We start from the raw sequence: 25,968 nt of genomic DNA on the forward strand, positions 1-25,968 counted from the left end.
AACCGAATGCACATCAGCCACAGCAACCACAGCCTCAATATGGCGGACAAGCATACGGAAATAATCAACCAAATCAATCATTTGGTGGCTCTATGTCTGGACAGGGTTCATTTGGCGGCAATACAGCTTATCAGCAAAATCAGCCTCCTATGAATCAGCCGAATTATACGAGGGTAGATGAAGATCCATTTGCAAATAATAGTGGCCCAATTGAAGTATCTGAGGATGATTTGCCATTTTGAGAAGTGAATAGGGGGATTTGACCATGTTTAAAATGTTTAAAGCTAAATTACAAACTGCTGGCAAAACGCCAGAGGATATTAAAAAAATGTATGATGGTCCCGTTGGTCCAGAACCTAGTGAGGAAGAAATACAGGGATATATCGATGTCTATAACAAACTAGATGGTATAGAGGTTGTTGTATATGATCGCAGTAATATGGGCGTAGCTGATTACGGTTTATATGTGTGGCAAAAAAAGGATGATGAAAGAGTTAGGGAATTATTTTACCAAGCTGAACAAGACCCTTACTTTGGCACTTATGTTAATGAGCGTGATGAATTTATTAAGGATTGGGAAGCGGAAGAATATGAATTTGGTCCTTCTCCTACATTTAGCGCCGATGATGTTGAAATCATTGAAGAAATTCCGTTAAAGAGTACATCATGAGTCGTTGTAAAAGATGTAACAGACCTTTAAAAAGCGGTGAATCCATAATACGACGATATGGGTTCACTTGCTGGCAACGGCATTTGGATGATTTGGAAGAGGAGTTTTTGAAAAATCAGCTCACTATATATGACGTGCTAGAAGCGGAAAATCAAGAAGAGATGGGGACACAGGATGCCAGCTAAACGTACAAAAGGAAAATGCGTTGATGCCGGTGTTTGTACCAATTTAAAAGTGGGGGAGGAATATTTCCTTTTCCCACATGGTGGATTAGCTTATAACGTAAGCAGATTTCTCCACCCTGGTGCTCATTTTGGCACCTACCAAAAGAGCCGCTTTGAGTTAATAGAAGCTGCTGTGAAAGTGCCAGCGCAAATAACAAGTAAATATCTAGCTCGTGTCGTTAAGCCACCCTCGCATTTTTATAGGGTTGGCGAGGAATATGTCATCACGGAACCGAAAGCAAACGGCTACTACGATGTGTTTTTAAAGACCCGTCCTAATGTAGCTCCTGTTGGTTCTTACAAGAATACTAGTTGCTTTGAATGTATTGAACCTTTTGAAGATGTAGAAGCGGTTGTGGTGAACGAAATGCCGAAAATGGTGCAAAAAATGGATGAAGTGGTGCACGATATACCTGAAATGGTGAATGTGTCCGTCAAAAAACAAATATATGAGCAGTTGAGCTTATTTTGAGATAACAGTAATGAACATTTGAAAGAAATTGTTCAGTTATAAGAGGGTGATAAATTGAAATTTTTAGATTTATTTGCTGGTATAGGAGGCTTTCGATTAGGAATGGAAGCCGCAGGACATGAATGTGTCGGCTATGTTGAAATAGATAAATTTGCTCGTAAATCATACGAGGCAATTCACAATACAGAAGGAGAGTGGACAGCTCATGACATCACAAGTGTTACAGATGACACTATTCGAGGAATCGGAAGTATCGACATTATCTGTGGAGGATTTCCGTGCCAAGCTTTCTCAGTTGCTGGTAAGCGAAAAGGTTTCAATGATACTGGGGGAACTCTCTTCTTTGAAATTATGCGCTTCGCATCTATTCTCAGACCACGCTATTTATTCCTTGAGAATGTCACAGGACTCCTCAATCACGAGGGCGGCGATACGTTCGAGACAATCATCAGAACGTTGGATGAAGTCGGGTATGATGCAGAATGGGATTGTATTAACTCTAAAGAGTACGTACCACAAAACAGGGAGAGGGTGTTCATTATCGGACATCTTAGAGGAAGAGGTACAAGAAAAGTATTTCCTATCAAAAAAGCATCTGGACCGGTTGATGAAAGCAGAATCACGACAGGAACACTTACTGCCCGATACCCAGAGTCACAACGTGAAGGCACATATATTGAAACGAATGGGAAAACAGGAGAAATAAATGTAATCGGAAACCTTGAAATAAAGGGTGATGAATATATCAAAAGAGTTTATAGTATTGACGGAATAAGTCCAGCCCTTCCGACAATGCAAGGTGGAATGCAAGAACCAAAGATAGTGGTGTTAGGAAACGTTAATCCTTCTGGTAACGGTATTAATGGACAAGTTTATGGTAGTGATGGCTTATCACCTACTTTAACAACAAATAAAGGCGAAGGATTGAAAATTGTTCAACCAGTCCTAACACCAGATCGATTAGAAAAAAGGCAAAACGGAAGAAGAATAAAAGAACCAGGAGAACCAATGTTTACTTTAACTGCACAGGATAGGCATGGTGTAATGATTCAACAAAAAAGTAGAGGTTTTAACAAAGGTAATACTTTTAAAATTGCTCCTACACTAACCAAGAATAGTTGGGAGCAAAACAATCATTTGATACAAGATTTCAGAATCAGAAAATTAACACCGCGCGAATGTTGGCGACTACAAGGATTCCCGGATTGGGCTTTTGATAAGGCTGTAGAAGTAAATTCAGATAGCCAGCTTTATAAGCAGGCCGGTAACAGTGTCACTGTGAATGTGATTGAGGCAATTGCAAAAGAGCTTTGCTAAACATTAGAAAAAAATGTGCGGGAAGGGTGAAATAGATGAACAAGCAAGACCGTTTAGAAGCTATTAATAAATTAATTGAATTTATTTCTGAACGAGGTCGTCAATTTTTCTTTCGAGAAAAAAATAGAGTAACAGGGAATCCACAAACAGCATATATAAAGTTCAAAAATGAGCGAGTGTACTTTGTAGATGCATACACAAATGAGGAAGTTTATGCGTACAGTGGCTTTTCGCATAAAGGATTTTCACACGGTGGTACTTTATGGGCGCTAGTTTGTGATTTCAGTCATTTTATACGGACTGGTAAATCCAGTAATGGCAAACATGGTTACGGTGGATTGTATAGTGGTGATTGGGGGCATAGTGATGAAATTCAACAAGAAATCATTAATTATGCAAAAGAAATTGGTTATTTGAAAGGGTGATGGAAATGACGGAACGTCGATTAACTACTCAATTAGCAAATGTTCGAGAAGAGTTATATAACGCCGATGAAGTTATGGCATCAGGTATGTATGCAGAGCCATCTATTGTAATCGATGAGATGGTAAAGGAAATTAAAGAGTCTCGCAAAGATTTAAAAACAGCAGGAGATTTATTTTTAACAGCTATTTTAAAACTACAGGAAATTCAAACGCAAGTTAGTAAAGTTGATGACAAGGATCGAACAATTGGCGTTCAATTATCTGAATTGGAAAGTGAATTGGGTAAATTACATGATATGTGGTCTGAAAAATAACTGCACAATATGAACATTTTGCATAGGGGGGATATTTATTGTTTATTATCAGTCGTAAAGATGAAGCGAATTTCCCAGAATTTAAAAACCATATAGAAGCTAGAGAGTATTTTCAAAAGCGCTATGGTGGCAAATACAATTTAGGTAGTTGGGAATATATCGAAGGCTGGGGAAAAGTCTATTTTGATGATGTAGACGGACAGCCCGTACAGATTCGTGAAGATGGCTTTGTGCATGTCGTGTATTAATAGAAATAAAAAAGCCGCAGCGTCGTAACACGCTACAGCTCGAATTGATTTATGCCCATTATTGATGTTCACTTAACGCATTATATCATAGGGGGCAATACTATGACAGAAAACATTCAAGTTTTAACAACGGAACAAATTAACATATCTGAAAACGGGGTGTATATAGTGCAAGATGGGATTGTTACACCCTTGAGACCGAAAGCATTTGGGCAAGATACAATCATTTGGCACAATGGTCAAGTACTTGATGTGGAGCGCGCTGAACGTATCCGCATAAAAAAAACTAAATAATCGTCCTTACGGAAAAACCGATGGACACTAATAGATTCTGGCAATTACGTCAGGCTATTAGTGTCCTTTTTATTTTTACATAGAATAGAGAGGAAGATGGTCATGTATTTTCCAGACTTAATCGAAGAATATAAACAGTCATTGAAAGATTTACGAGCTGCTGGTGGATGTTCTAGTATGGAGCGTGATTTACAAGAAGCTATTAAATGGATGGAAACAGGCTATGATCCAGCAGAGTGCAGAGCCGCTTCTCGTACAGATGCTTATGCTATGGACCATCACCTGATGCAAGATTTAATTGTTTACGTTGATAGCACTAATGATGTGCCAGCACTTATAACAGATGAAATTGATTTATGGATAGATGAAGCGGTCGCATTAAAAGAAATTGAGCGATTATACAATTTTAAAAAAGTTGTTAATAATACGATGGTTGGCTTAACAGAAAATGAGCGTACAGCTTTTATTATGATACGAGCAGAACATATGTCATTCGGAAAAACTGCAAAGCTACTAGGAGTTACAAAAAGTACTATACAAAGCTATATAACACGAGCGGAAATGAAGATTGCTAATAATATTTCCAATAAAATTGCATAGTTTGCCATACGATTGCCTATATAGTGAAGATATTTATTTTTTAGAGGTGGTAATAATGAATTTCAAATAGAAAGCATACTAAATAATGAGGTGAAGATATGTGCTTGTATGGAATTTACAAATGGGTAAACATAATAAACCCAAATCAAAATAAAAAAGTGGTTGCTGTGGATGCTTGTATAGCTAATGAAGTACAAATGTTAAATGACAAAGGAATCAATACACTCGGAAGTTGTTGTGGGCATGGTAAGGCAGGGCAAATAGTTGAGTACACGAATGGTTTTGGAAAGTGGAAAAGTTATGAACACCCACCACATGTTTTAATTGATAAACAGAGCAGAGAGTTAGCTCTGATACTAGGATATAGACCATATCCGTATTTTTATGCAGATGGAACTGATAATGATGTTTTAATGATGCCTTTAAAAAGTGGATGTCTTACAGAGGTTGATTGTAAAGAGTGGCATCAACTGAACAATATTGAATTCAAAAGGGACTTGGGAGTAATTTTATAGAGGAGTCTGCAAACTCCCCTACTTTTAAAGAATTATTTCCAATGCTTTTCAGCATAACAGTGCTTACATCCATCGTAAACCGAAGGGTAACGTACTGTGAAATCATCATTGGTGTCTAATCTGTTAGAAGAACTGATTTCTGAAATCTTACAACTAAGTATTACATGAGCTGTTCTATGAACCTCTTTATTAGGTCCGGTATTAACAATATAAGTCGCCATATGTTATTCACCTCCTTTAATACCATTATTCGACATAAAAGTTACTATTCCTTTTATATGTTAGAAAATTAATAAGGTGAAGGATTTGCAAATTAAATAAATATTTGGAGGTGGTGGTGATTATGAGATATGGCTAGAGCAAGAGACCCAAGGCGTGACCAAGCCTATGACATTTACAAAGCCCATAACGGTGACATAAAGCTGAAAGATATAGCGGAACAGTTAAGTGTATCTGAGGGCACTGTACGAGGTTGGAAGAATAAAGATAAATGGGATGAACGTCTTGAAGCGGAATCGAATGGAACGTTCCAATCAAAACAGCCAAAAAATACGGAACGTTCCGTAAAAAAGAAACCGAAGCGGAGCAACGTTAAATCAGAAGCGGAATCGCAAGCAACTGTACAGTTTGAAATCGTCCAGAGTGACGGTCTCAACGATAGACAGTTGCTTTTTTGCATGCATTATGTGAGGTACTGGAATGCTACGAAAGCCTATCAAAAAGCTTACGAATGTGATTATCGAACCGCTCATGCGAACGCTCACCGGATGATGGCGAATGATGGCATAAAAACGGAGATTGAACGCCTGAAAAAAAATATTGCGGATGGTCTGATGTTGTCTGCCGAAGCAATATTGCAGAAATATATAGATATAGCTTTTGCTGACATTACAGACTTCATTGATTTTACACAGGTAACTGCAGAAGCAACAGAAACTACCGTTGAGTTTAATCCTGACGGTTCCAAGAAATCAGAAAAAATCGAAGTGGTGCCATATACTTATACAAAATTCTCTATGCATCATTCAGATGAAATTGACGGTACGCTCATTACTGAGTTATCTAAAGGGAAAGACGGCATGTTTAAAGTTAAACTTTCTGACAAAATGGCTGCTTTAGCTGTGTTAGCTAAGTGTACAAACATGCTTGATGACCGTACACTAGCGAGACTGCAACAAGAAAAGCTCAAAGCAGACGCAGCATTCGCAAGAGAACGTGCAGCACAATTAAAAGGCAAAGAAAAAGATACAAGTTTGCTCCAGTCATTTATCGATGGACAAAAGCAGTTTAACGATATGGCCGCTTCTGGAGCCTTTTCTCAATTTACAAAAGGCGGTGGTATAGATGGCGAAAACGATTAAGCTTTCACCTAAACAACTATATGCTGCTTATAAACCTTTTGAACATACCTTTGAAGTATTGGAAGGAACGCCCCGAAGCGGTAAAACGACAGCAGGACATTTCCGTTATGCAAACTATTTGATAAATAGTGCTGATACAAATCATCTTGTTACGGCTTATAACCAAGAACAAGCCCATCGTTTATACATGGACGGTGATGGCACAGGACTCATTCATATTTTTGGTGATCTAATCGAACCGAAACATGATGATGATGGTGCACATTATCAATTACACACTCCAAAAGGTGTAAAAAAGATTTATTACAAAGGTGCCGGCAAATCAAATAGTGTTGGTGCTATCACTGGTATGTCGCTTGGTAGTGTTGTATTTTGTGAGATAAACCTACTAAATATGGCAATGATTCAAGAATGTTTTCGTCGTACCTTTGCAGCTATTGACCGCTTCCACTTAGCTGATCTCAATCCTCCAGCTCCGCATCATCCAGTAATTAAAGAGGTGTTTGAAGTTCAGGACACGGATTGGCTGCATTGGACTCCTGATGATAACCCTATCTTGACACCGAAGCGGAAAAAGGAAATATTTGATGTCTTAAGTAAGAATCCTTATTTGCTTGAGCGGGATTGGTTTGGGAAGCGTGTAATGCCTCAAGGGGTTATTTACAGCATGTTCAATATGGTTAAAAATCAGTTACCTAAAATCAGAGGACAACTATACGAGATGTATTTTGTAGCTGATGGTGGTCAATCTGATGCAACATCTTGTAGCTGCAATATTGTGGTTCTTTATGAGGGCAAATTTAGATTGTTACGAGTAGCTAACTATTATCACAGTGGAGCAGATACCGGACAGGTTAAAGCTATGTCCATTTATGCCAAAGAAATTAAAGTATTTATTGAATGGTGTACTAAGACATTTGAAATGCCTTACACAGAGTTTTTCGTAGACCCAGCATGTAAATCTCTCCGAGAGGAATTACTTTTGATTGGCATTCGGACAAAAGCGGCAGACAACAATAGTAAAGATATTAAAGGAAGCTCAAAAGGAATTGAGGTTGGAATTGAACGACTCCAAAACACAATGACTAACGAGCAATTTTTTATTGTTGAGACAGACAGCAAATACGATCACTACGATTTCTTAAAAGAGATTGGTATGTATGTCCGTCTAGACAATGGTGAACCAATCGATGATTACAACCATGCGTTAGACGAGTGCCGCTATTCTAATAACTATTTCTTCAAACGATATTTACGTGGGTAGGTGATGACATGTTTACAAAAGCAGTTAACTGGATGAAAGGGGTGATGGCGAAAATGGGGTTAATTAAAAAGCTTGAACAGGTCACTGACCACAAGAAAATTAGTTTGAGTGAAACGTTCTATGAAAACATTCTGAAATGGCGATCTTTACATCAAGGCTATTACAGCAATTTGCATGATGTTGAGTATCATACAATTGCTGGGCAAAAGAAGCGGTGCATGGCAACCATGAACATGCCGAAAATGGCTGCTCAAGAGTTAGCTACACTGATTTTTAATGAGCGTTGTGAAATCAATATTTCTGAAACCGGATACCATGATTTCATTCATGATGTTTTTAAGGATAATGGTTTTAACGGAAACTTCCAACAGTACCTAGAATTTATGTTTGCTCAAGGTGGAATGGTTATTAAACCTTATGTGGTTGATGGTAAAATCAAACTTTCTTATGTTACAGCAGACTGTTTCCTTCCGATTAGTTGGGATAATACCCGCATAACGGAGGGGGTTTTTATTTCTGAAATCAATAAGCAAGGAAAAAAATATACGTTGTTGGAATGGCACACGTTCAATGATTCGGTTTATACAATAAAGAATGAGCTTTACGAAAGCTCACATGGCCAAGACATTGGAACAAAGGTGGCACTTTCAACCTTATATCCTAATCTAGCTGAAACTTTCACTGATAGTACTGTTAAACGACCTTTATTTGCATACCTTAAGCCGAATTTAGCGAATAACATTGATTCTACAGTTCCTCTTGGTATCTCTATTTATGCAAATAGTTATGACACACTCAAATCAATCGATATTGCATTTGATTCCTTTCAACGAGAGTTTAGGCTTGGGCGAAAACGTATTATTGTACCTGAGGGTGCCATAAAAACGGTTGTTAATCCAGTAACTAAAACGATGCACCGCTACTTTGATGATACAGATGAAACCTACGAGGCATTTGATACAGGTATGGGGATGGATGATAATAAAATCACAGAAATCAATTCTACTTTGCGTGTGGAAGAACATATAGCGGCTATCAATGCATTGCTGAATTGGTATGCTATGCAAACAGGATTTTCACCTGGTGCATTTAGTTTTGATGGGCAGTCAGTGAAAACCGCTACTGAGGTTGTTTCTGAACAATCCAAAACATTCCGTACAAAGCAGAGCCATGAAAATGTCATTGAGCAAGGCTTAACAGATTTAATTGAGTGCATCGGCATTGTGGCACAGCTCTATGGTTTATATACATCACCAACCAACTACGAGGTTACAGTAGCTTTTGACGATAGTGTGGCAGAGGATAAGGGCGCTGAAATTGATAAGCAAATAAAGCTAGTAGCCGCGGAATTAACAAGTAAAAAGCGTGCAATCAGGAAGATTTTTGGTGTTTCTGATGAGGAAGCGGTAAAAATAATCAATGAAATCTATGCAGAGTCATTACAAAACGCTCTAGATTTTGAAGAAATGAAAAAAGCGGCATCGATGTTTGGGAAAGAGGAGTGATTAAATGCCAAGACCGGTTATCACTCCATATCAATTAAACATGTACTCATCACAGATTACAGACATTTACGTTGCTTTAGAGGATGAATTGTTCAGACAGATAGCAAACCGCCTTAAAACGAATCCTAAGCACGATAAAGACTATGTGTTACAGTGGCAAGTCGAAAAGATGCAGCAACTACGAATATTCAATCTCGAGACTATCAGAGAACTTTCAATAACTACAGGCATCGCAGCCGAAACTATAAAACAAATGATTGAAGATGTTGGATACAAAACGATACAGAGCATCGACGATGAGGTGAGTGGGCGATATAAGCCATTACCACCACCTACTCAGATGGATTTAACCTTAGAAAGCTATGTAAAACAAGCATATTTGGAACTTGACAACTATGTTAATCAAACACTTATCACAACTACTTACGGTCAAGGTACAGTAGCTATTATGTATCGTAAAATTGTCGAGCAGACCACAGCGCAGGTTTTAGCTGGCAATATGACCATAAATCAAGCTGTCGCCAATACGGTCATTAAATGGGCTGATAAAGGCATTAAAACAGGTTTTGTTGATAAGTCAGGTCGAACTTGGCATTTAGAACAATACGCTGACACCGTTATCAGAAATACAGTGAACAACACTTACAATGAATTGCGATTGTCCAGGATGGATGAATACGGCATTGATTTAGTACTTGTTAACAGCTATGCAGACCCAAGACCAGCGTGTTCAGAGATACAGGGTAATGTTTGTTCAATGAGTAATCCTTCGAGTGATCCTAAGTATCCATCAATCTATGAATTTGGATATGGTGAGCCATGGGGAATAAGAGGCGTCCATTGTCGTCACATCTTATATCTGTTTATCGATGGCTTAAATACAAATAATCAGATTCAATATGATGAAGATGAAATGAGAGAGCAATACAAGCTATCACAACAGCAACGGTATTATGAACGTCAAGTCCGAAAGGCAAAACGTTCACTTAATCTAGCCGAGGAAATTGGTGATGAAGTTGCAATTCAAAAGTACAAGCAGTTAGTTCGTAATCGTCAAGCTAAAGTCCGTGAGTTTGTAAATGAACATGATCTAGCTCGCAGATATGATAAAGAGCGAGTGATTAAGTTGTATTAGATACAGCTTTTTATTTTTGTCTTTTTAGCGCTTGTAGACGTTAAAGAACAAGTTCTAATACCTAACGTGTCGTAACACGATAAAAACGAATTAGGAGGATGCAAGGATGACAAAAGAACAATTAATGGCATTAGGATTGACAGAGGAACAGGCTCAACAGGTAATAGATGGTTATGGTACCATGATTCCTAAAAGTAGGTTAGACGACAAAAATAAAGAGCTTAAAACAGCTAATGATACTATCGCTGAACGTGACCAACAAATTGAGGGGTTAAAGCCCAAAGCTGCAGGTAATGAAGCGTTACAAACTGAAATCACACGGCTACAACAAGAAAATAAAGATAACGCTGATAAACACGCTGCAGATTTAGCAGAACAACAACGTACATTTGCTCTTGACAGTGCTTTAAAAGATGCAAAGGTGCACAATCCAAAATCAGTAAAAGCATTACTTGATATGGAGAAAATTAAATTAAATGGTGAAGCATTAGAAGGTTTGAAGGAACAGTTAGACGCCCTCAAACAATCTGATGCTTATTTATTTGCACCAGAAGAACAGCAGCAACAAAAGCCGCCATCTTGGAGCGGAGGGCAACATAATCCACCTGGTGGAGGAAATGAGCCAACAAATCTTTCTGAAGCATTAGCTGCAAAATACAATTAATAGGAGGGCTATAAATGCCAATTACATTAGCACAAGCTAAAGTCGGTATGGCCGACAAAGTAGATCAATTTATTGTTGACGAGTTTCGACGCTCGTCTTTTTTATTGGACCAATTAACTTTTGATAATGCCGTTTCACCAGGTACAGGAGGTTCGACTTTAACGTATGGCTATCAGCGTTTAAAGACACCTTCAACTGCACAATTCCGTGAAATCAATACGGAATATGGCGCAAACGAAGCGGACCGTGAGGATATGTATGTAAACCTTAAAATATTTGGGGGGGCATTCGAAATTGACCGTGTTATTCAAGATACATCCGGTCAAATCAACGAAATGAACTTCCAACTTGAACAAAAAATTAAAGGTGCTGCAAACCTATTCCATAACACTGTTATTAATGGTGATTCTGCTGTTGATTCTAAGGCGTTTGATGGTTTAAATGTCGCACTAACTAATTCCAATACAGAAATCGGTGCTGATGAAGTACTTGATTTATCTGGTGCAGCGATTGAAACTAATAAGTTTGATTTCTTGGATCATCTAGATAATTTTCTTTCTGAATTGGATGGACGACCAACAGTTTTATTAGGTAATACAAAATTAATTAATAAGATTAAGTCACTAGCTCGTCGTGCTGGTTACAAAACATCGTCAGAAGATGCATTTGGACGTAAAATTGATGGTTACGATGGAATTCCACTGATTGATCTAGGTTACTTCTACGACAAAACTAAAGGTACTGTACCAATTGTCGGAATTGAAAATCGCACAGTTGGAACAGTTGGAACAGCTCAAACAGGTTTAACAGACCTTTATGCCGCTTCTTTCAGTTTAGATGGTTTCCACGGTGTTTCGCCTACAGGAAACAGTGTAATACGTACATTTTTACCTGATTTCAATGCACCAGGAGCGGTTAAAAAAGGTGAAGTCGAAATGGTTGCTGCAGTAGCATTAAAAGCTACTCGTAAAGCTGGTGTACTTCGAAACATCAAAGTACAGTAAGGAGGTTTCACATGGTTAAAGTTAAATCACCAAACAACGGATTCACTGGCATTCGTGCTGGTGTTTCTTTTGTTAAAGGAGTGGCAGAAACGGAAAATCCATGGGCAATCAGTTGGTTTAAAAACAACGGCTATGAAGTTGATGAACCGAAACGTCGAGCAGCAAAAAAGGATGATGCTTAATGCCTTATCTCACTTATGACGAATACCGAAATATTGGTTTTTCTGATGTGACAGCAGAGGATTTCCCAAAACTAGAACAAAAAGCGAGTGATGTATTAGATAGCGTCACTCGTGATTTTTATCAGTTCAATGATCTAGCTGATGATATACCCTTTAGGCAAACTCAATTTAAAAAAGCTATAGCTGCTCAAATCGATTATTTTTACGAGATGGGCGCTACAAGCTCACACGGCTTGCAGGAAGTGGCAACAGTGCAAATAGGACGCACAATGTTGAGTACAGGCGTAAGCCGTAGTACAGCGAAAAATGAAAAGAATAGCGTATTATCAGATGATGTCGTGATGTATTTGCGTAACACAGGATTATTATATCGAGGAGTGAGCACAGCATGTTGGTAAGATCTATCCCTAAATCGTGGCTTATTCACAACATTATCTATAAACAACGATTAGGAGGAAAAGACGACTATGGCAACCCATTATATGCTGTGCCTATTATCATTCAGCATGTTAGATACGACCAATCAACAGTGTTCAGCCGAGATAATATGCAAACAAAAATTGTAGCAAATGCAGTTGTGTTTGTAGATGCTCGTAACAGTACGCCGATTCCTGAAAAATTTGTAGAGGAATCAATTATCACTTTTGAAGGTGAAGAGTATGTCCTTAAAGAGATTATCCCATGTTACCATCCGAAAAAGAATACCGTGCGACATTATGAATTAGAGGTGATTTAATGCGTATACGAGTAACTAGGAAACTTGATGGGGTGTCTCTGAGATTGTCAAATATGACCCAACAAGGGCAGTACGCTTTTGTCAATCAGGTTTACGCTGACACCAATATGTACGTGCCGATGTTGTCGACTGATTTACGTAACCAATCGTCAATCGCCATCGATGGAAAATCAATCATATGGAATACACCTTATGCACGCCGCCAATATTACAACATCGGCGCCAAATTTACGACACCTGGTACGGGTCCTAAATGGGATAGTAAAGCACTAGCAATTCATAAAGATGATTGGATAAAGATTGTTCGCAATGCAATGAACAAAGCGAGGTGACGGCATGGAATTAGATTTATTATTACAGCTCAATCGTTATATTAATAGTCAAAAGCCGTTTGCTAAAAGCATCATTGGTGCACTTGAAGCGAATGAAAGTATTTCAGTTATGGCAATGCCAGGCGGTCAAGAAATGGTTTATTTTGACGGGATGCGTGATAAACAACAACAAGTGCAAATCAATGCTAAAAGTAAGCAACAAAATAATTGTATTAACTTTCTTACTACAATTTTTCAAAAACTTGAGAACTTAGATGATTTACCATCTGAAAATAATAGTTATGAATTTAACAATATACGTATTGTCGGTATGCCTTCGCTCATTGCTGTTGATGAGCAAGGCTATTTTATTTATCAATTATCAATCAGTGTACAAATTACAATTAACAAAGGAGTGGCTTAAATGGCACGTAAAAAGAACGCCTTAACGGAGTATTTTGTAGGCAAATATGAAGATGAAAATAGCACAGCAGATTTACCTTTAGCGAAATATATTTCTAGCGTAACAGATGATAGTGAGGAGGAAACAGAGGAGTATGCATATTATGATGGCGATGGCACAAAAGAAACAGAGGTTATCGGTATTAAAAAAGCATACACATTTGAAGGTACTTTTGATGTAGAGAACCCAGCTCAAAAATTAATTGCTGACATGGAGCTTGAAGATGGTGAGGCTCGTAAAATCATCTTTAAACAAGTACGTACAGATGGTACAGAGTTTACAGGACGAGCAACCGTTTCAGATATTAAAGTGACAGGTGGCGAAGCATCAGAATTTGCACCATTCAATTGCCGTATTTCGTGGGATACTAAACCAACTATTACTGTATCACCGGTTATACCCTGATGAGCCCGACATTTCGGGCGATGACATAGAACTAGAAGAGCCAATCGGAGGAGAGGGCGATTAAACCTTCTCTTTTTTAAAGGAGCGATATATATGACAATTAAGATCAATACACGCAAATCCACAATTCCAGTGGAAATTGACAATGATTTAAAATACGAAATTGATATGTCAGATGAAAATTTACTACGAGCCCGTACAGTTTTCACAAAGTTCCACGAAGATGCGCAACAACTTACTGATGATGATTTTGATGGGGCTAAAAAACTTATCATTAAAGCCATTGACGAATTATTAGGAAAAGGTGCAGGCGAAGCTATCTATGAGCATGTTGGTGGCGCTTTTGCTTGTGCAGATGTATTCAATCAACTTGCAGAAGGTATCGCGGCAGAAGCAAATAAACGCGGTCTGCAACTACAGCAAACTAAAGCTACAAAATATGTAGAGTCAAAAAAACAACGTCAACAGCATCAAAGACGTAAAAAGTAAGGTGCGTTTATGTTTGCGTTAACTGATATTTTACCTTGCACAGTTGAAATAAACGGTTTTGAACATCACATCGATTTGTCGTTTGATAATGTTTTATCCGTTATTGATTTACTCAATGACGAAGATATAAATGACCTAGAGCAGATTACAACTGGGTTGTACATGCTGTTAGGTGCACACTTTGAGTATCCCTTGCAAGAGCAGGCGGATATTTTTGTTATGTTGTTCGATACTTTCATCAACAATGAGCAAACGGATGATGTGGAATATGATCTTGAGGGCAATCCAATGCCGAAAGCACAAGAGGAAGATAACGAAGATTTATATGACATCAAGCAAGACGCACAGTACATTTATGCTTCGTTTTTACAATGTTACAACCTGGATTTATTCGAGCAACAAGGTAAACTACACTGGTGGAAATTTAAAGCACTTTTAAGTGGATTGAGTGAAGATACCAAGTTTAAAAAAGTACTAGAAATCCGTCAAATGGAACTACCAACAGGGAAAGGTGCATCTAAACAACGTGAAGCAATTAAAAAAATCAAAAGAGCATATGCACTGAAACAAAAGGAGTGATGATATGCCAAAAAATACGAATGAAATGCAAGAAATACGATGCAAGAAATGCGGCAAGCTTCTTGCGAAAGTTAAAGGGGAAGCAGAAATAAAATGCCCTCGCTGTAAAGACACAACATTAGTCAATAATTAGAGAGCCGTCGAGCACCATTTCAAAATAAGGGAGTGGTGTAGTCGTGGCTTCTGATGGAAAAATAGTAATTGATGTAATTTTAGATGATGGTCGAGTTGTCAAAGGTGTTGCAGATATTAATAGGCAAATTGACGGTATCGACAAAACAGCTAAAAAAGCCTCATTTGGCGTTAAAGACATGGTCACTGCATTAGGGTTGGTTGGTCTTGCCCAAAAAGGCATACAGCTTGTTACGAGTGCGCTAGATGGAGCAATCAAGCGTTTTGATACAATCAATGGTTTCCCTAGTGTGATGGAACGTATGGGCTTCAGTAGCGAGGCTGCTCAAAAGTCCATTAATAAATTGTCCGAAGGTATTCAAGGGCTACCAACAACGCTAGACGGCATCGTTGGTAGTGCTCAAAACATTGCGATCCTCACAGGTGATTTAGATACAGCAACCGACACGGCATTGTCTTTGAACAATGCCTTTTTGGCGTCCGGTGCAAGTGCTTCTGATGCAGAACGTGGGTTGGTGCAATATGTACAGATGTTATCAAAAGGATCTGTCGATATGCAGTCATGGCGTACACTACAAGAAACGATGGGGTATGCGCTCAATAAGACAGCAGAAGCGTTCGGCTTTGCTGGAGAATCAGCTCAAAATGACTTGTATGCAGCACTTAAAGACGGTGATATTAGCTTTAAAGAATTTAATGCGAAGGTCATTGAGTTAAACGGTGGCGTTAACGGTTTTGCGGATGTCGCAAAAAACAGTAGTGCTGGTATTGGTACATCGTTCGGCAACCTACGTAATGCAATAGTTGTTGGTGTTGCTAATATGATTTTTGCTTTTGATAAACTTACACAAGAAGTTACAGGAAAAACCATAGCCGAAAACCTAGACAGTTTGAAAGTGATTGTTCGTGCTGTATTTGCAGAAATTAATAACGCAATCGGGATGGCAGCGCCAATCGTGAAAGTGTTTGCAGCAGCAATAAGTGCGTTGATACCTGTTGTCAATTTTTTAACGCCTGCCATAATCGGCTTAACAGCCGCATTTGCAGCATATACCGTCTACACAAAAGCTAGTGCAGCAATTAGTGCAGCACAGACAGCGATAGCAGCCGCAGAAGCTACTACTAAAGCATTGACAATAGCTACTAATGCCCGTGTAGCATCGCAAATTGTAATGACCACGACAGATAGAGCTGGAACAGTGATAACTGTTGCATCAACAAGTGCCATTACACTTAAAACTTTGGCAATTGGGGTAATGACAGGCGCTATTAAACTATCAACCGTGGCGCAAATAGCAGCGGCAACAGCCACAAAAGCATGGGGTGCAGCCATGGCACTTTTTGCAGGGCCTATTGGTTGGGTAGTCGCAGGAATTGGCTTACTTGTTACAGGTGTTATAGGACTTGTTAAATGGTTCAATAAATCCACTGAAGAGGGTGAAAAGCTAACTCAGCAAAATGAGGCGTTAGTGGAATCCACAAAAGCATTAAATACATCAGTAGAAGAATCGTCTGCTGCTTATGAAAAAAATCAAAAAAACATTGAAACCAACGCCCAAGCTTACACAGGACTCGTTGCACAAATCGAAGAACTAGCTGCAAAAGAACATAAAACTGGTGAAGAAAAGAAATTATTAAATTCGTATATCCAGGAGTTAAATAAAAATGTCGATGGCTTAAACCTTGTGTATGGTGAGCAATCAAATGCGTTGAGTGCAACTTCCGAACAAATATTGAATCGCATCAATTTGATGAAAGAGGAAGAAAAGCAAACAGCAGCGCAAGAGCGACTGACCGAAATCAGGAAAGAGCAAGCTGAAATTGAAATGCAACTTGGAGAGTTCACAGCACTTCGAGAGGAATGGAATCAGAAGTTAGAAGAAGGTTCCGTGAAAACCAAAGAACATAAAGAAGCTATGAAAGAGTTAGAGGAACAAGAACTTGCTCTTTCCGAGGCTAACAAACTCGCAGGCGAAGAACGGGTTAAGGTAGAACAGCAAATTATTGAATCTTCCAAAGCCGTAGCTGATGCAACAGAGGAAGATGTCGGCAGACAATTAATCATGTATGACGAATTGTCTGAATCTGCTCAAAAAACAGTGGACGATATGAAATCTGCTTGGGATGATTATGCAAGTGCCGCAACTGATATGTTTGATAAGCTAAGTGATAAATCTAAAGTTTCCGTTGCTGAAATGCAAAAAAACTTAGAAGAAAACCAACGAATCATAACAGAGTGGTCAGAAAACATTGCAAAGTTAGCGGAACGTGGCGTAGACGAAGGTTTACTCAACACATTACGTGAAGCAGGACCTGAATCCGCAGGACATGTTAAAGCTCTTGTAAGTGCCTCGGACACCGAATTAAATAAGTTGAGTGAATCTTTCGCCAAAGGTGGAGAAGTAGCAACAAAAGCATTAAGTACCTCTCTCGGAATTGAAAATACAGGTTTATTAGAAGCTGTTGGTCATTTGGTTATTGGTACTGAAAAAGCCTTATCTGATAGCATCAAAAGTGCCAATTTTGATGGGCTTGGTGTTGATATTGCTAAAGGACAAGCGCAAGGTATGGAGAAGGGCATACCAGAAATAAAGAAATCTGGAGAAGCAATGGCAAAAGCTGCCGAAGATGCAGCGAGAGATCAATCAGAAACACGCAGTCCATCAAGAGTGTTTGTTCGGATTGGTACGGATTTAGCTGACGGATTAGCACTTGGGATCAAAGATGGTATTCAAGCAGTTTTAAAATCAGTCAACTCTTTAATACAAGATATCGTTAAACCATTTGCGAATATATCATCTACTTTCGAAAAAATTGGTAAAGAAGCAACGGCTGGTATGGTTCGAGGGCTTCAAGCTGGAGAAAAACAAGTTTTGGCGACAGCTCGTAGCATTGCTAACAATGCAGCACAAACAGTACGTCAAGCATTGGATATTCATTCTCCATCACGTATTTTCGAACAGATCGGTAAATGGATTTCCGAAGGTTGGGCGATTGGTATTGAGTCAACTGGAAACCGTGTTGTAGACGCAGTAAGTGATATAGCGCTTAATGCGAAAGATATTGCAGAGCATTTTATAAATGAAGAGAAGAAATTGCGTAGTGGTGCCAATTCAGAGATTGCAAAAATTGAAAAAGACAAGGCTACTGAAATTGCTAAAATTCAAAAACGGATGAATGAGGATGTTGCGAAAGCACAACGTTCAGCTTCGAGTAAAAAGAAAAAATCAGCAAAAGACGAAGCACTTAAAATCCAAAGAATTAAAGAAGATGCAGCAGCAAAAATTGCAAAACTTGAGCAAACATCAGCTACGAAAATCGAAAAAATACGATCAGATTCTACTAAAAAGATTGTTAACTTAGAATCTGAAATGAATAAAATGTTGCTCGAAGAAACGAAACGACTTATTGATGATAAAAAATCATTAGACCAATTATCACTTATTGATGAAGCTAAAATTTGGGAACAGTCATTGAAGTTATTTACTGATGGTAGTAAAGAACGAGTTAAAGCGCAACAGGAGCATAAAAAAGCTGTTGAAGCTGTAAATAAAGAAGTTTTATCTACTAATCAGTCATACCAACAAGCAATGCAAAAAATCAATGATGATCTTATTAAGCAAGAACAAGATTTAAACAAAGCGTATGAAGATGCATTTAACAAACGATATGATAAATTATTCAATTCCACGGGTCTGTTTGATGAATTTAAGCGAAACACCGAAATTACAGGTAAAGAGTTGTTAGATAATCTACAAGGTCAAGTGTTTGGGTTCCGTGAGTGGCGTCGGGCTATGGATGATTTAGCTATGAGAGGCGTAAGCGATGAACTATTAAAAGATCTTAGTGAAATGGGTCCAAAAGCACTCGGTGAATTGCAGGCACTGAACCAGTTGAGCGCGGTAGAATTAGAAAAGTACAGCAATTTGTATAAAGAAAAATCAGCAGATGCACGTAGTCAAACTGAACGTGAATTGAAATCTATGCGTGAAGACGCTGACAAGCAAATCAAGGAATTACGCGAAACAGCCAAGAAGCAACTAACTACTTTACAAACAGAGTGGCGTGAAAAAATCAAAGCACTTACAACCACTACTCAAAATGAAATGAGTTCACTAAAGCAAGTTGGTGTTAACGCTGCACAAGGATTACTGGATGGATTGAAGTCAATGGATGGAGAATTACAGAAGCAAGCTAAAGCAATAGCAAATAGTATTAAATGGACAATTGAGGATGCTTTAGATATTCATAGTCCTTCAAGATGGATGCGTGATTTCATTGTTGGTAATCTTGCACGCGGTTTTGATGTGGGAGTAGATCGACAAAAATCATTTTTAACAAATGCATCTGAAAAAATCGGTGACTTTATCAAACCTTCTATTGTTAATCCGTTGCGAGGTGCTAAAGTTAACCTCGGCTTAGACAAGCCATCATCGATGATTAATAACTATTCAACTATCAATAATATTTCGGGTAATGCTGAAGAAAATAGCATCCAAGTGGAAACATCTGACGTGATTTTATATGGCGAAAAAGTCGCGGAAATAATGTATAAAATCGTTAGTGGTAAGCAATACCGAGGTGCTAATATGGCAGCTATGGTGAAAGGGGTGACCTCATTATGACGTTAATATTTGTTAGAAAAAATGGGTCACAAATCAATTTGCTTGACGCAGGAATTCGAGTTATGGAGTTCGAACCTGAATCTATGGACAATATGAACGAATCACATAACTTAGATGGCGGTGGCTATATTGTCACCAACAATGGTTATAACACTCGTTACATTGACGCTACTTTTAAAATAAAGGGCTATGATTTAGCTGATTATGCATTGTTCAGAAGTGAATTGTTTGCATTATTTAGTAGTAGAGAGGATTTCTACATCATTGACACAAGAGTAAGTGGTTTGTGGTGGCACGTACGCAATGACGGGAAATTTAGTTTGCAACGTACATTAAAAAATGGTGTATGCAATGTCAAATTTATATGTGAGTTACCGTATGCACAATCCAGAGCAAACTGTATTGACTTGCAGAATCGTAAAGAGTGGGATGTAGATTTATGGAGCTGGGGCATGGGTCTTGATTGGGACAAGGAATATAAATATATTCACAATTCTAATGCTTTTGTCATCGACAATATTGGTAATGTAGCTATTGATCCAAGAGAACATTTTTTAGAAATTACGATTAAGGCAACAGCTACAACGTATCTACAAATCACAAATCTGACAACAGGTGACGTATATCGTTACGATGGTGCACTAACAACAAGCGACACACTCGTTTTAAGTGGTATTCGTACACTTAAAAATGGAACATCTGTTTTTAAAAATACAAATAAAAAACTACTCACTATAGCAGTGGGTGAAAATACTTTTTCTGTGGAAGGCGGTACTATTCAAAGTATCGCTTTTAATTTTAAATTTTTATACATGTAAGGATGTGAGAAAATGACAGAATTATATAATACGGAATCCCCAATTGACCGAAAAAGACGCAATAATATTAATGCAACATGGGATGATATTTTAAGTCGTTTTGCTAATCTCCAGCGGCAAATCAATATTCTGGCTGGAGGTCAGGAAGTCGATGAATTAATTGCACGAATTGAGCGAGCTATTGAGGCTGCTGAAAACGATGTACAAAATTTCATTGCTCAAGTTAATGAGTCTGTACAGCAAGCTATTAACGAGAATAACAACGCTTTACAAACAGCTCTACAAACTGTATCTGTAACATTGGATGAGCTTAATATTGCTATCAGCAATGCAGAAACGGCTACGGAAGATGCAACTAACGCCAAAAATGCTACTATCCAAGCAACTCAGGATGCACAAGAAGCTATTAACACTATGCAATCACTCATCGATAATTTTGGTTCCAGAGGTACTTGGTCTTCGGCCACACAATACTTTAAAAATAATCTAGTGGGTCTAGACGGACGCACTTATATAGCTTTAGAAGAAAATATTAATAAGCCTGTTACGAATCAAAGTGTATGGGCTTTATTTGCTGATAAAGGGGCACAAGGACCAGAAGGACCGCGTGGATTACCTGGTAAGGACGGCAAAGATGGCACAGGGGTAAATATCATCGGTGGATTAACGAGCGAGGATGATTTACCAACCGTAGGAACACCAGGTGATGCTTATATGATTGGGGGAGACCTTTATGTTTGGCAGGATGACACAGATAGCTGGAAGAACGTAGGTCCAATCCAAGGTCCAGAAGGTAAATCAGCCTATGATCTAGTTGTAGAAAACGGCTTTGAAGGAACCATGGAGGAGTGGATTGTTTCATTGAAAGGCGAGCAAGGTCCTCCAGGACCAGACGGCCCAGCTGGTCCACCCGGACAAGATGGTAAAGATGCCGATTTAACAGAAGTTACTGCACAATTGGGCCAAATAGTACCTAAAGTGGATAACTCATGGCAAATGAACAAGTATAACGCTACAAGTTCAATGAATTTAGGTGACGTATCTCATACTAAGACATTTCAATTTCATGCTACTAATTGGAAGTCTACAACTAATGTTGAAACTTTGTTTATTGTATTCCCAACACTGACAGTATTTTCAGGAATCATAAAAATAACAGCTAGCAGTAACTATAATAACACAGACGCAGGAGGAGGATGTACGGTAGAATATAACACGCAATTCTATTCCGGAACTTTGCACAAATACAGCAAAACTATAACAACTATTTCTCCGGGCTTTGCTCAAAATTACTACCTTAATGACTTAACTTTGGACAACACTGATAAGCACTTGTTAATACCTATATTTAAAGCACCAACAGCTAATAATGTGATGGCTATTGAAGTAACACTTATTGGTAACAATGTCCCGAATGATATTATGTCAAAAGCTTATATTACTAGTATTGATGAAGGTTCTCCAACTGCTTTAGGTTATCCGTGGACACCGCAAACAACTAGTTTTATGGATAAAAAACAAAATAATCTTATAAGTGGTTCTATTACAAGTAGGAGTACATTTCCACTTATTTTTGCACCTGATGGTACACAATCCCACGTATTCCACAAAAGTCCGAATCTCTATATTGCACCAGCAGACATAGACGGCAATAACCCTAATTGGGGTCTAGCCACTATTTTTATGTTAGATGGCACTGTGCATATGCCAAAACTTATTGTAGATGGTGTTGATTTAAAGCAATCTGTAAGTAATGGTAAAGCACAAGTAGCATCTGCCATTACTGGTAAAGGAGTTCAAACTGCTTCGGATGCTACTTTTGAAACAATGGCTAATAATATAAATAAAATACCTACAGGTGTAGGGTATTCTACTGGTTCTATAGTTGTTAATACCTCAATGACTACAGCTACAACTTATCTTAACGGTAGTGCAGGTCCTACAATGTATTACTTTGATGTGAGTAATCTAAGTTTTACACCAAAGTTTATAATAGCTATTGCAGGTAGTGGAATCGTACAATATCAATCTATCATGTATGCAAATGATTATTTGTCAAATAATTGGTCTGTTAAAACTGGGATTTTTAATGCACATGCATATTCTAGTCCGTCTGACCCTAACAGAACATTACTAAGGGCGTCTACTGCACAAAATATTTACAGGGTGTTTGTTCCTGCTACAGGTTCTTATATTTATCATTGTTATAGTTAATAAAGGAGGAATTTAAATGCTCAAACGTGGAAATAGAATTATATACGATACGACTACAAGGAAAGTAGTATATCAAACAGGTGAAGCAGCAGGAGATATACTACCACATGATGATTGGAACACACTAGAATATATTGACGTACCATACGGTTCCGTTGATTATTCAAAGTCCTATATTGATCGTATTGATGAAGAGGGAAATCCTGTGGTTATATCTTATGATATTTCTGAAACAGAGGAACAACGTAAAATCAGAGAGCTTGAGGATGCATTGTTAATACAAGCAGAAAATGAAATTGGAGGGATATTATAATGGTTAATCAAATCGTTGTAAGAATAGCAGCGGAGCGTATCATGACAGGTGGTTTAAATCCTAAGACAGAGAAAACGTATGTTATTGATGATGTGACAAATGAGGCATATCGTACGGCTGTTGAAGATTACATTTTAACGGCTACTGAGGGTGTTTAAACTATTATTTTTTAAGTATAAATCTTATCTTTTTTAAATTATGTGATAAGGTAAATCTATTAAATTAATTTGATTAAAGGAGACGAAATTAGCATGGAAGAAAAAGACTTAATAGGTTTTTATGCAATACAGTTGAAAATTATTGATAGTTTAGATAAATCAAAGGAGAAATGGTTTTCCATACTTGAAAAATCTTTGGATAATGAAGAATTAAGAAATACCTGTTTCGAAGAAATAAATGAGATAGACGCGAAGTTAATGCGCCTTGAAAGAATTGACCTAGAAGTTATATCTGAGTATATAGATCTTTTGAATAAAAAAATAAAAAGGTTCGAGAAAAAATTGAAGAAATTGAAATCAGAAGAAGATAAAAACAATTAATTTACGTAACCATATCATAGTTCCATATTGTTCAGTAAGCGCTACTCCAATTGAGTAGCGTATTTTTATTAAATTTGAATACCAGGAAGGAGCTTTATAATGGACGAAATAGTATTAAATGAATTAAAAGAAGTAAAAGAACTGCTCCAGGTTGTTATGAGTAGCCAAGAGCAGAATGAAAATCGCATTATTCAAATGTTATCAAATATAGAGGGACGCCTATATTCTATTGAGGAGAGTATAACCTTTATAAAAAATGGCGGTAATTATCTTGGTGATGCAAAAGGACCTGCGGGTGTACCAGGATTATAAAAACAACTCTGAAATTTTGAGTGGCGTATTTTTATTAGAAAGAAGGTGGTTGTTTGCTTACTGTTACAGATGGTTCACAGGTGGAGCCTTTAATAAAAATCGGCACAGACTTTAAAATGGAACAAATAGTAGACGGTACTTTTACAGTATCGTTTTCTTGTTTTCCTAGCGAAAATAATCCTGGTTACGAACTACTAAAGTCTGAATCAATCGTCACTGTGGATGGTAACGATTTTCGTGTAAAGGTTTTTGCTGATAATGTTTATAGTAAATCGGTAACAGCATTAAGTATTTTTTATGACCATTTGAAAACGTATAGGCATGGCATATTTGAGGGTAGTCACACTTTAAATAATCACATTAATTTTGCTTTACAAGGTACAGGGTGGACATTTACATCAGATGCAAATATCGCAAATGTCACTAATTATATACGTTCATTTGGTAATGATAATGTTATTAAATTAGTTCAAAAAATATGCAAGTACCATGATTGCGAATTTCAAATTTTGCCTAACAAACAACTATATTTCGCTAAGGAGATTGGTGGCAATTACGACTATCAATATCGGTATAAGCACAATATATCGTCAATCGTTTTGCAGGAAGATACGACTAATCTTGCTACTTATATTCAAGGTTTTGGTAAGGATGACTTAACCGTTGATTATACGTCACCCAATTTTACTATTTTTGGTCATAGGGAAGAGGATCCTGTTAAAGATGATCGCTTTACTGATGCTACAGCTTTGATAAATTACATCAAAAGCAAGCTACAGGACGAGCCACTACTAGCGATTGAAACGACAATTCCAGAGCTTGTTGCAAGAGAAAATGGCGAACGTGTTTGGCTTATCTATGAGCCACTAGGTGTTGAAATGTCAACTCGAATATTAAAGCAAACGAAAGTTTTGTATAACGGTAAATTAATAACATCTAGTGTTGTTTTCGGAAATTCACTTCCAAAATCAATAGAAGATACGCTTGCAGATCAGGAAGAAAAAATAGGCGACACCAACGAATATATTGACGATACAAAAGAAGAATTAAAAGAAGAAATCGAAGAAACTAAAGATAAGTTGCAAGGTGAATTTAGAAGTGAAATCAAGAAAACGGATGATCGTATAACGTTAGAAGTAGAACATATCAACACTTCCATCGCTGCTATAGATATTAAAGCAGATAACATTAATTTATCTGTAAATAATCGTATCACTAACGAAATGGCTGCTATCAACTTAAAAGCCGATAACATCAATTTAAGCGTCAACAATCGTATTACAAATGAAGTATCTGCAATTGACGTAAGAGCCGGAAGAATCGAAATAGCTGTTTCTAATTTGGATAGAGACACAAAATCTTCTATAAATGTAATGCAAAATAGTATCAATTTAAAAGTAGACAAAGGCGGCTCTATTACTGATATTAATTTGAGCCCAGGGGTTGCGACAATTAATGCTGATAAGATTAACTTGAATGGTGCCGTAATAGTCAGTGGTGACATAAGTGGAGCTACAAATATTAATGTGAGTAAAAATATAACTGTGGGACAAACGCTCAATATAGGTGAAAGTTGGACAGGTAATTATAATATAAATTTTGGTGGAGAACATGGGGCAATGCAAATAAAAGCCCAAGGCGATATGATTACCTTATCTGCTAACAGTGGTGTTAAAATCCAACATGGTCCTCTATGGATAGAAAACAATACTGCTGTAACTTCTTCTGTCATTGGTATGAATCTAGTGTGGAACGGATCTCAAGCAGGAGCAGGAGGGAGATTGTATGTACGTTCATACAGTGGTGAAATTGGATATTTAGAATTAAAAAAATAAGGG

At 37.8% G+C, this 25,968-nt stretch carries 34 protein-coding genes and 1 pseudogene; 34 read left to right on the plus strand and 1 reads right to left on the minus strand.

Annotation, left to right across the window (positions count from 1 at the left end; translation table 11 throughout):
• From ACQKIM_RS21520 to ACQKIM_RS21570, 11 genes and pseudogenes are all read left to right on the plus strand, one after another.
• A pseudogene (locus ACQKIM_RS21520) lies at positions 1–242 on the plus strand (single-stranded DNA-binding protein); the annotation flags it as partial.
• A 23-nt stretch (positions 243–265) separates the two neighbouring features.
• Complete coding sequence (locus ACQKIM_RS21525) at positions 266–670, plus strand: hypothetical protein (RefSeq protein WP_427547950.1); 405 nt, start codon at positions 266–268, stop codon at positions 668–670.
• Positions 667–855 (plus strand): DUF6011 domain-containing protein, encoded by a 189-nt coding sequence (locus tag ACQKIM_RS21530; protein WP_427547952.1) that lies wholly within the window; start codon positions 667–669, stop codon positions 853–855. The genes ACQKIM_RS21525 and ACQKIM_RS21530 overlap by 4 nt, the downstream gene beginning before the upstream one ends.
• Positions 845–1,366 (plus strand): hypothetical protein, encoded by a 522-nt coding sequence (locus ACQKIM_RS21535; protein WP_427547954.1) that lies wholly within the window; start codon positions 845–847, stop codon positions 1,364–1,366. Before ACQKIM_RS21530 ends, ACQKIM_RS21535 begins: the two co-directional genes overlap by 11 nt.
• Before the next feature lie 54 nt (positions 1,367–1,420).
• On the plus strand, positions 1,421–2,683 hold the full coding sequence (locus ACQKIM_RS21540; RefSeq protein ID WP_427547956.1) for a DNA cytosine methyltransferase: 1,263 nt from the start codon (positions 1,421–1,423) through the stop codon (positions 2,681–2,683).
• A 35-nt stretch (positions 2,684–2,718) separates the two neighbouring features.
• Positions 2,719–3,108, plus strand: a complete 390-nt coding sequence (locus ACQKIM_RS21545) for a hypothetical protein (RefSeq protein WP_427547958.1) — start codon at positions 2,719–2,721, stop codon at positions 3,106–3,108.
• Positions 3,109–3,113: 5 nt separating this feature from the next.
• Positions 3,114–3,422 carry a hypothetical protein gene (locus tag ACQKIM_RS21550; protein ID WP_427547960.1) on the plus strand — a complete coding sequence of 103 codons (309 nt, stop codon included), beginning with the start codon at positions 3,114–3,116 and terminating at the stop codon, positions 3,420–3,422.
• A 38-nt stretch (positions 3,423–3,460) separates the two neighbouring features.
• Entirely contained in the window at positions 3,461–3,670 is a 210-nt protein-coding gene (locus tag ACQKIM_RS21555) for a hypothetical protein (protein ID WP_427547962.1), read from the plus strand.
• 102 nt (positions 3,671–3,772) lie between these two features.
• Positions 3,773–3,964: a hypothetical protein gene (locus ACQKIM_RS21560; RefSeq protein WP_427547964.1), complete on the plus strand. Its 192-nt coding sequence runs from the start codon at positions 3,773–3,775 to the stop codon at positions 3,962–3,964.
• Positions 3,965–4,066: 102 nt separating this feature from the next.
• Complete coding sequence (locus ACQKIM_RS21565; protein WP_427547966.1) at positions 4,067–4,564, plus strand: sigma factor-like helix-turn-helix DNA-binding protein; 498 nt, start codon at positions 4,067–4,069, stop codon at positions 4,562–4,564.
• Between the two features lie 98 nt (positions 4,565–4,662).
• Entirely contained in the window at positions 4,663–5,079 is a 417-nt protein-coding gene (locus ACQKIM_RS21570; RefSeq protein WP_427547968.1) for a hypothetical protein, read from the plus strand.
• 32 nt (positions 5,080–5,111) lie between these two features.
• Here the strand turns inward: ACQKIM_RS21570 and ACQKIM_RS21575 are convergent, their stop codons facing one another.
• Positions 5,112–5,300, minus strand: coding sequence for a hypothetical protein (locus ACQKIM_RS21575; RefSeq protein ID WP_427547970.1), 189 nt, complete (start codon positions 5,298–5,300; stop codon positions 5,112–5,114).
• A gap of 129 nt (positions 5,301–5,429) precedes the next feature.
• Between ACQKIM_RS21575 and ACQKIM_RS21580 the strand changes: the two genes are divergently transcribed.
• The 23 genes from ACQKIM_RS21580 to ACQKIM_RS21690 all read left to right on the plus strand — a co-directional run bounded on the left by ACQKIM_RS21580 (position 5,430) and on the right by ACQKIM_RS21690 (position 25,965).
• A complete protein-coding gene (locus tag ACQKIM_RS21580) occupies positions 5,430–6,440 on the plus strand; it encodes a terminase small subunit (protein WP_427547972.1) in 1,011 nt (336 codons plus the stop codon).
• A complete protein-coding gene (locus ACQKIM_RS21585) occupies positions 6,424–7,704 on the plus strand; it encodes a PBSX family phage terminase large subunit (RefSeq protein ID WP_427547974.1) in 1,281 nt (426 codons plus the stop codon). The genes ACQKIM_RS21580 and ACQKIM_RS21585 overlap by 17 nt, the downstream gene beginning before the upstream one ends.
• A gap of 8 nt (positions 7,705–7,712) precedes the next feature.
• Positions 7,713–9,209 carry a phage portal protein gene (locus ACQKIM_RS21590; RefSeq protein WP_427547976.1) on the plus strand — a complete coding sequence of 499 codons (1,497 nt, stop codon included), beginning with the start codon at positions 7,713–7,715 and terminating at the stop codon, positions 9,207–9,209.
• Between the two features lie 4 nt (positions 9,210–9,213).
• Positions 9,214–10,344, plus strand: coding sequence for a phage minor capsid protein (locus ACQKIM_RS21595; RefSeq protein WP_427547978.1), 1,131 nt, complete (start codon positions 9,214–9,216; stop codon positions 10,342–10,344).
• Positions 10,345–10,450: 106 nt separating this feature from the next.
• Positions 10,451–11,008: a phage scaffolding protein gene (locus ACQKIM_RS21600; RefSeq protein ID WP_427547980.1), complete on the plus strand. Its 558-nt coding sequence runs from the start codon at positions 10,451–10,453 to the stop codon at positions 11,006–11,008.
• 14 nt (positions 11,009–11,022) lie between these two features.
• Positions 11,023–12,012 carry a major capsid protein gene (locus ACQKIM_RS21605; protein WP_427547981.1) on the plus strand — a complete coding sequence of 330 codons (990 nt, stop codon included), beginning with the start codon at positions 11,023–11,025 and terminating at the stop codon, positions 12,010–12,012.
• Positions 12,013–12,023: 11 nt separating this feature from the next.
• Positions 12,024–12,194 (plus strand): hypothetical protein, encoded by a 171-nt coding sequence (locus tag ACQKIM_RS21610; RefSeq protein ID WP_427547983.1) that lies wholly within the window; start codon positions 12,024–12,026, stop codon positions 12,192–12,194.
• Entirely contained in the window at positions 12,194–12,592 is a 399-nt protein-coding gene (locus ACQKIM_RS21615; RefSeq protein ID WP_427547985.1) for a hypothetical protein, read from the plus strand. The genes ACQKIM_RS21610 and ACQKIM_RS21615 overlap by 1 nt, the downstream gene beginning before the upstream one ends.
• Positions 12,583–12,930, plus strand: coding sequence for a putative minor capsid protein (locus tag ACQKIM_RS21620; RefSeq protein ID WP_427547987.1), 348 nt, complete (start codon positions 12,583–12,585; stop codon positions 12,928–12,930). Before ACQKIM_RS21615 ends, ACQKIM_RS21620 begins: the two co-directional genes overlap by 10 nt.
• Positions 12,930–13,262 carry a minor capsid protein gene (locus ACQKIM_RS21625; protein WP_427547989.1) on the plus strand — a complete coding sequence of 111 codons (333 nt, stop codon included), beginning with the start codon at positions 12,930–12,932 and terminating at the stop codon, positions 13,260–13,262. Before ACQKIM_RS21620 ends, ACQKIM_RS21625 begins: the two co-directional genes overlap by 1 nt.
• A 4-nt stretch (positions 13,263–13,266) precedes the next feature.
• Positions 13,267–13,665 (plus strand): phage tail terminator protein, encoded by a 399-nt coding sequence (locus ACQKIM_RS21630; protein WP_427547991.1) that lies wholly within the window; start codon positions 13,267–13,269, stop codon positions 13,663–13,665.
• On the plus strand, positions 13,666–14,109 hold the full coding sequence (locus tag ACQKIM_RS21635) for a phage tail tube protein (RefSeq protein WP_427547993.1): 444 nt from the start codon (positions 13,666–13,668) through the stop codon (positions 14,107–14,109).
• Positions 14,110–14,202: 93 nt separating this feature from the next.
• Positions 14,203–14,598 (plus strand): hypothetical protein, encoded by a 396-nt coding sequence (locus ACQKIM_RS21640; protein WP_427547995.1) that lies wholly within the window; start codon positions 14,203–14,205, stop codon positions 14,596–14,598.
• A 9-nt stretch (positions 14,599–14,607) separates the two neighbouring features.
• Positions 14,608–15,177, plus strand: coding sequence for a bacteriophage Gp15 family protein (locus tag ACQKIM_RS21645; RefSeq protein ID WP_427547997.1), 570 nt, complete (start codon positions 14,608–14,610; stop codon positions 15,175–15,177).
• A gap of 4 nt (positions 15,178–15,181) precedes the next feature.
• On the plus strand, positions 15,182–15,310 hold the full coding sequence (locus ACQKIM_RS21650; protein ID WP_427547999.1) for a zinc finger domain-containing protein: 129 nt from the start codon (positions 15,182–15,184) through the stop codon (positions 15,308–15,310).
• Between the two features lie 43 nt (positions 15,311–15,353).
• On the plus strand, positions 15,354–19,934 hold the full coding sequence (locus tag ACQKIM_RS21655; protein WP_427548001.1) for a tape measure protein: 4,581 nt from the start codon (positions 15,354–15,356) through the stop codon (positions 19,932–19,934).
• The gene (locus ACQKIM_RS21660) at positions 19,931–20,752 is read left to right on the plus strand and encodes a phage tail domain-containing protein (RefSeq protein ID WP_427548003.1); all 822 of its coding nucleotides are present in this window, start codon (positions 19,931–19,933) and stop codon (positions 20,750–20,752) included. Before ACQKIM_RS21655 ends, ACQKIM_RS21660 begins: the two co-directional genes overlap by 4 nt.
• A 12-nt stretch (positions 20,753–20,764) precedes the next feature.
• The gene (locus ACQKIM_RS21665) at positions 20,765–22,966 is read left to right on the plus strand and encodes a hypothetical protein (protein ID WP_427548005.1); all 2,202 of its coding nucleotides are present in this window, start codon (positions 20,765–20,767) and stop codon (positions 22,964–22,966) included.
• Between the two features lie 16 nt (positions 22,967–22,982).
• Positions 22,983–23,279 (plus strand): hypothetical protein, encoded by a 297-nt coding sequence (locus tag ACQKIM_RS21670; protein ID WP_427548007.1) that lies wholly within the window; start codon positions 22,983–22,985, stop codon positions 23,277–23,279.
• A complete protein-coding gene (locus ACQKIM_RS21675) occupies positions 23,279–23,437 on the plus strand; it encodes a hypothetical protein (protein WP_427548009.1) in 159 nt (52 codons plus the stop codon). The genes ACQKIM_RS21670 and ACQKIM_RS21675 overlap by 1 nt, the downstream gene beginning before the upstream one ends.
• A gap of 93 nt (positions 23,438–23,530) precedes the next feature.
• Positions 23,531–23,818: a hypothetical protein gene (locus ACQKIM_RS21680; RefSeq protein ID WP_427548011.1), complete on the plus strand. Its 288-nt coding sequence runs from the start codon at positions 23,531–23,533 to the stop codon at positions 23,816–23,818.
• Positions 23,819–23,917: 99 nt separating this feature from the next.
• Positions 23,918–24,130 carry a hypothetical protein gene (locus ACQKIM_RS21685; protein ID WP_427548013.1) on the plus strand — a complete coding sequence of 71 codons (213 nt, stop codon included), beginning with the start codon at positions 23,918–23,920 and terminating at the stop codon, positions 24,128–24,130.
• Between the two features lie 53 nt (positions 24,131–24,183).
• Positions 24,184–25,965, plus strand: a complete 1,782-nt coding sequence (locus tag ACQKIM_RS21690) for a phage tail protein (protein ID WP_427548015.1) — start codon at positions 24,184–24,186, stop codon at positions 25,963–25,965.
• Positions 25,966–25,968 lie beyond the last annotated feature (3 nt).

Source organism: Lysinibacillus sp. NPDC047702, from assembly GCF_050272555.1.
GTDB lineage: Bacteria > Bacillota > Bacilli > Bacillales_A > Planococcaceae > Lysinibacillus.

Excerpts from the sequence above, each read along its gene's own strand:
- ACQKIM_RS21565 (WP_427547966.1), top strand. The coding sequence starts at position 4,067 with ATGTATTTTCCAGACTTAATCGAAGAATATAAACAGTCATTGAAAGAT.
- ACQKIM_RS21630 (WP_427547991.1), top strand. The coding sequence starts at position 13,267 with ATGGAATTAGATTTATTATTACAGCTCAATCGTTATATTAATAGTCAA.
- ACQKIM_RS21575 (WP_427547970.1), bottom strand. The coding sequence starts at position 5,300 with ATGGCGACTTATATTGTTAATACCGGACCTAATAAAGAGGTTCATAGA.
- ACQKIM_RS21525 (WP_427547950.1), top strand. The coding sequence starts at position 266 with ATGTTTAAAATGTTTAAAGCTAAATTACAAACTGCTGGCAAAACGCCA.
- ACQKIM_RS21675 (WP_427548009.1), top strand. The coding sequence starts at position 23,279 with ATGGTTAATCAAATCGTTGTAAGAATAGCAGCGGAGCGTATCATGACA.
- ACQKIM_RS21585 (WP_427547974.1), top strand. The coding sequence starts at position 6,424 with ATGGCGAAAACGATTAAGCTTTCACCTAAACAACTATATGCTGCTTAT.
- ACQKIM_RS21680 (WP_427548011.1), top strand. The coding sequence starts at position 23,531 with ATGGAAGAAAAAGACTTAATAGGTTTTTATGCAATACAGTTGAAAATT.
- ACQKIM_RS21665 (WP_427548005.1), top strand. The coding sequence starts at position 20,765 with ATGACAGAATTATATAATACGGAATCCCCAATTGACCGAAAAAGACGC.
- ACQKIM_RS21685 (WP_427548013.1), top strand. The coding sequence starts at position 23,918 with ATGGACGAAATAGTATTAAATGAATTAAAAGAAGTAAAAGAACTGCTC.
- ACQKIM_RS21620 (WP_427547987.1), top strand. The coding sequence starts at position 12,583 with ATGTTGGTAAGATCTATCCCTAAATCGTGGCTTATTCACAACATTATC.
- ACQKIM_RS21600 (WP_427547980.1), top strand. The coding sequence starts at position 10,451 with ATGACAAAAGAACAATTAATGGCATTAGGATTGACAGAGGAACAGGCT.
- ACQKIM_RS21610 (WP_427547983.1), top strand. The coding sequence starts at position 12,024 with ATGGTTAAAGTTAAATCACCAAACAACGGATTCACTGGCATTCGTGCT.
- ACQKIM_RS21580 (WP_427547972.1), top strand. The coding sequence starts at position 5,430 with ATGGCTAGAGCAAGAGACCCAAGGCGTGACCAAGCCTATGACATTTAC.
- ACQKIM_RS21645 (WP_427547997.1), top strand. The coding sequence starts at position 14,608 with ATGTTTGCGTTAACTGATATTTTACCTTGCACAGTTGAAATAAACGGT.
- ACQKIM_RS21570 (WP_427547968.1), top strand. The coding sequence starts at position 4,663 with ATGTGCTTGTATGGAATTTACAAATGGGTAAACATAATAAACCCAAAT.
- ACQKIM_RS21590 (WP_427547976.1), top strand. The coding sequence starts at position 7,713 with ATGTTTACAAAAGCAGTTAACTGGATGAAAGGGGTGATGGCGAAAATG.
- ACQKIM_RS21670 (WP_427548007.1), top strand. The coding sequence starts at position 22,983 with ATGCTCAAACGTGGAAATAGAATTATATACGATACGACTACAAGGAAA.
- ACQKIM_RS21595 (WP_427547978.1), top strand. The coding sequence starts at position 9,214 with ATGCCAAGACCGGTTATCACTCCATATCAATTAAACATGTACTCATCA.
- ACQKIM_RS21625 (WP_427547989.1), top strand. The coding sequence starts at position 12,930 with ATGCGTATACGAGTAACTAGGAAACTTGATGGGGTGTCTCTGAGATTG.
- ACQKIM_RS21660 (WP_427548003.1), top strand. The coding sequence starts at position 19,931 with ATGACGTTAATATTTGTTAGAAAAAATGGGTCACAAATCAATTTGCTT.
- ACQKIM_RS21545 (WP_427547958.1), top strand. The coding sequence starts at position 2,719 with ATGAACAAGCAAGACCGTTTAGAAGCTATTAATAAATTAATTGAATTT.
- ACQKIM_RS21550 (WP_427547960.1), top strand. The coding sequence starts at position 3,114 with ATGACGGAACGTCGATTAACTACTCAATTAGCAAATGTTCGAGAAGAG.
- ACQKIM_RS21650 (WP_427547999.1), top strand. The coding sequence starts at position 15,182 with ATGCCAAAAAATACGAATGAAATGCAAGAAATACGATGCAAGAAATGC.
- ACQKIM_RS21530 (WP_427547952.1), top strand. The coding sequence starts at position 667 with ATGAGTCGTTGTAAAAGATGTAACAGACCTTTAAAAAGCGGTGAATCC.
- ACQKIM_RS21640 (WP_427547995.1), top strand. The coding sequence starts at position 14,203 with ATGACAATTAAGATCAATACACGCAAATCCACAATTCCAGTGGAAATT.
- ACQKIM_RS21635 (WP_427547993.1), top strand. The coding sequence starts at position 13,666 with ATGGCACGTAAAAAGAACGCCTTAACGGAGTATTTTGTAGGCAAATAT.
- ACQKIM_RS21560 (WP_427547964.1), top strand. The coding sequence starts at position 3,773 with ATGACAGAAAACATTCAAGTTTTAACAACGGAACAAATTAACATATCT.
- ACQKIM_RS21535 (WP_427547954.1), top strand. The coding sequence starts at position 845 with ATGCCAGCTAAACGTACAAAAGGAAAATGCGTTGATGCCGGTGTTTGT.
- ACQKIM_RS21615 (WP_427547985.1), top strand. The coding sequence starts at position 12,194 with ATGCCTTATCTCACTTATGACGAATACCGAAATATTGGTTTTTCTGAT.
- ACQKIM_RS21605 (WP_427547981.1), top strand. The coding sequence starts at position 11,023 with ATGCCAATTACATTAGCACAAGCTAAAGTCGGTATGGCCGACAAAGTA.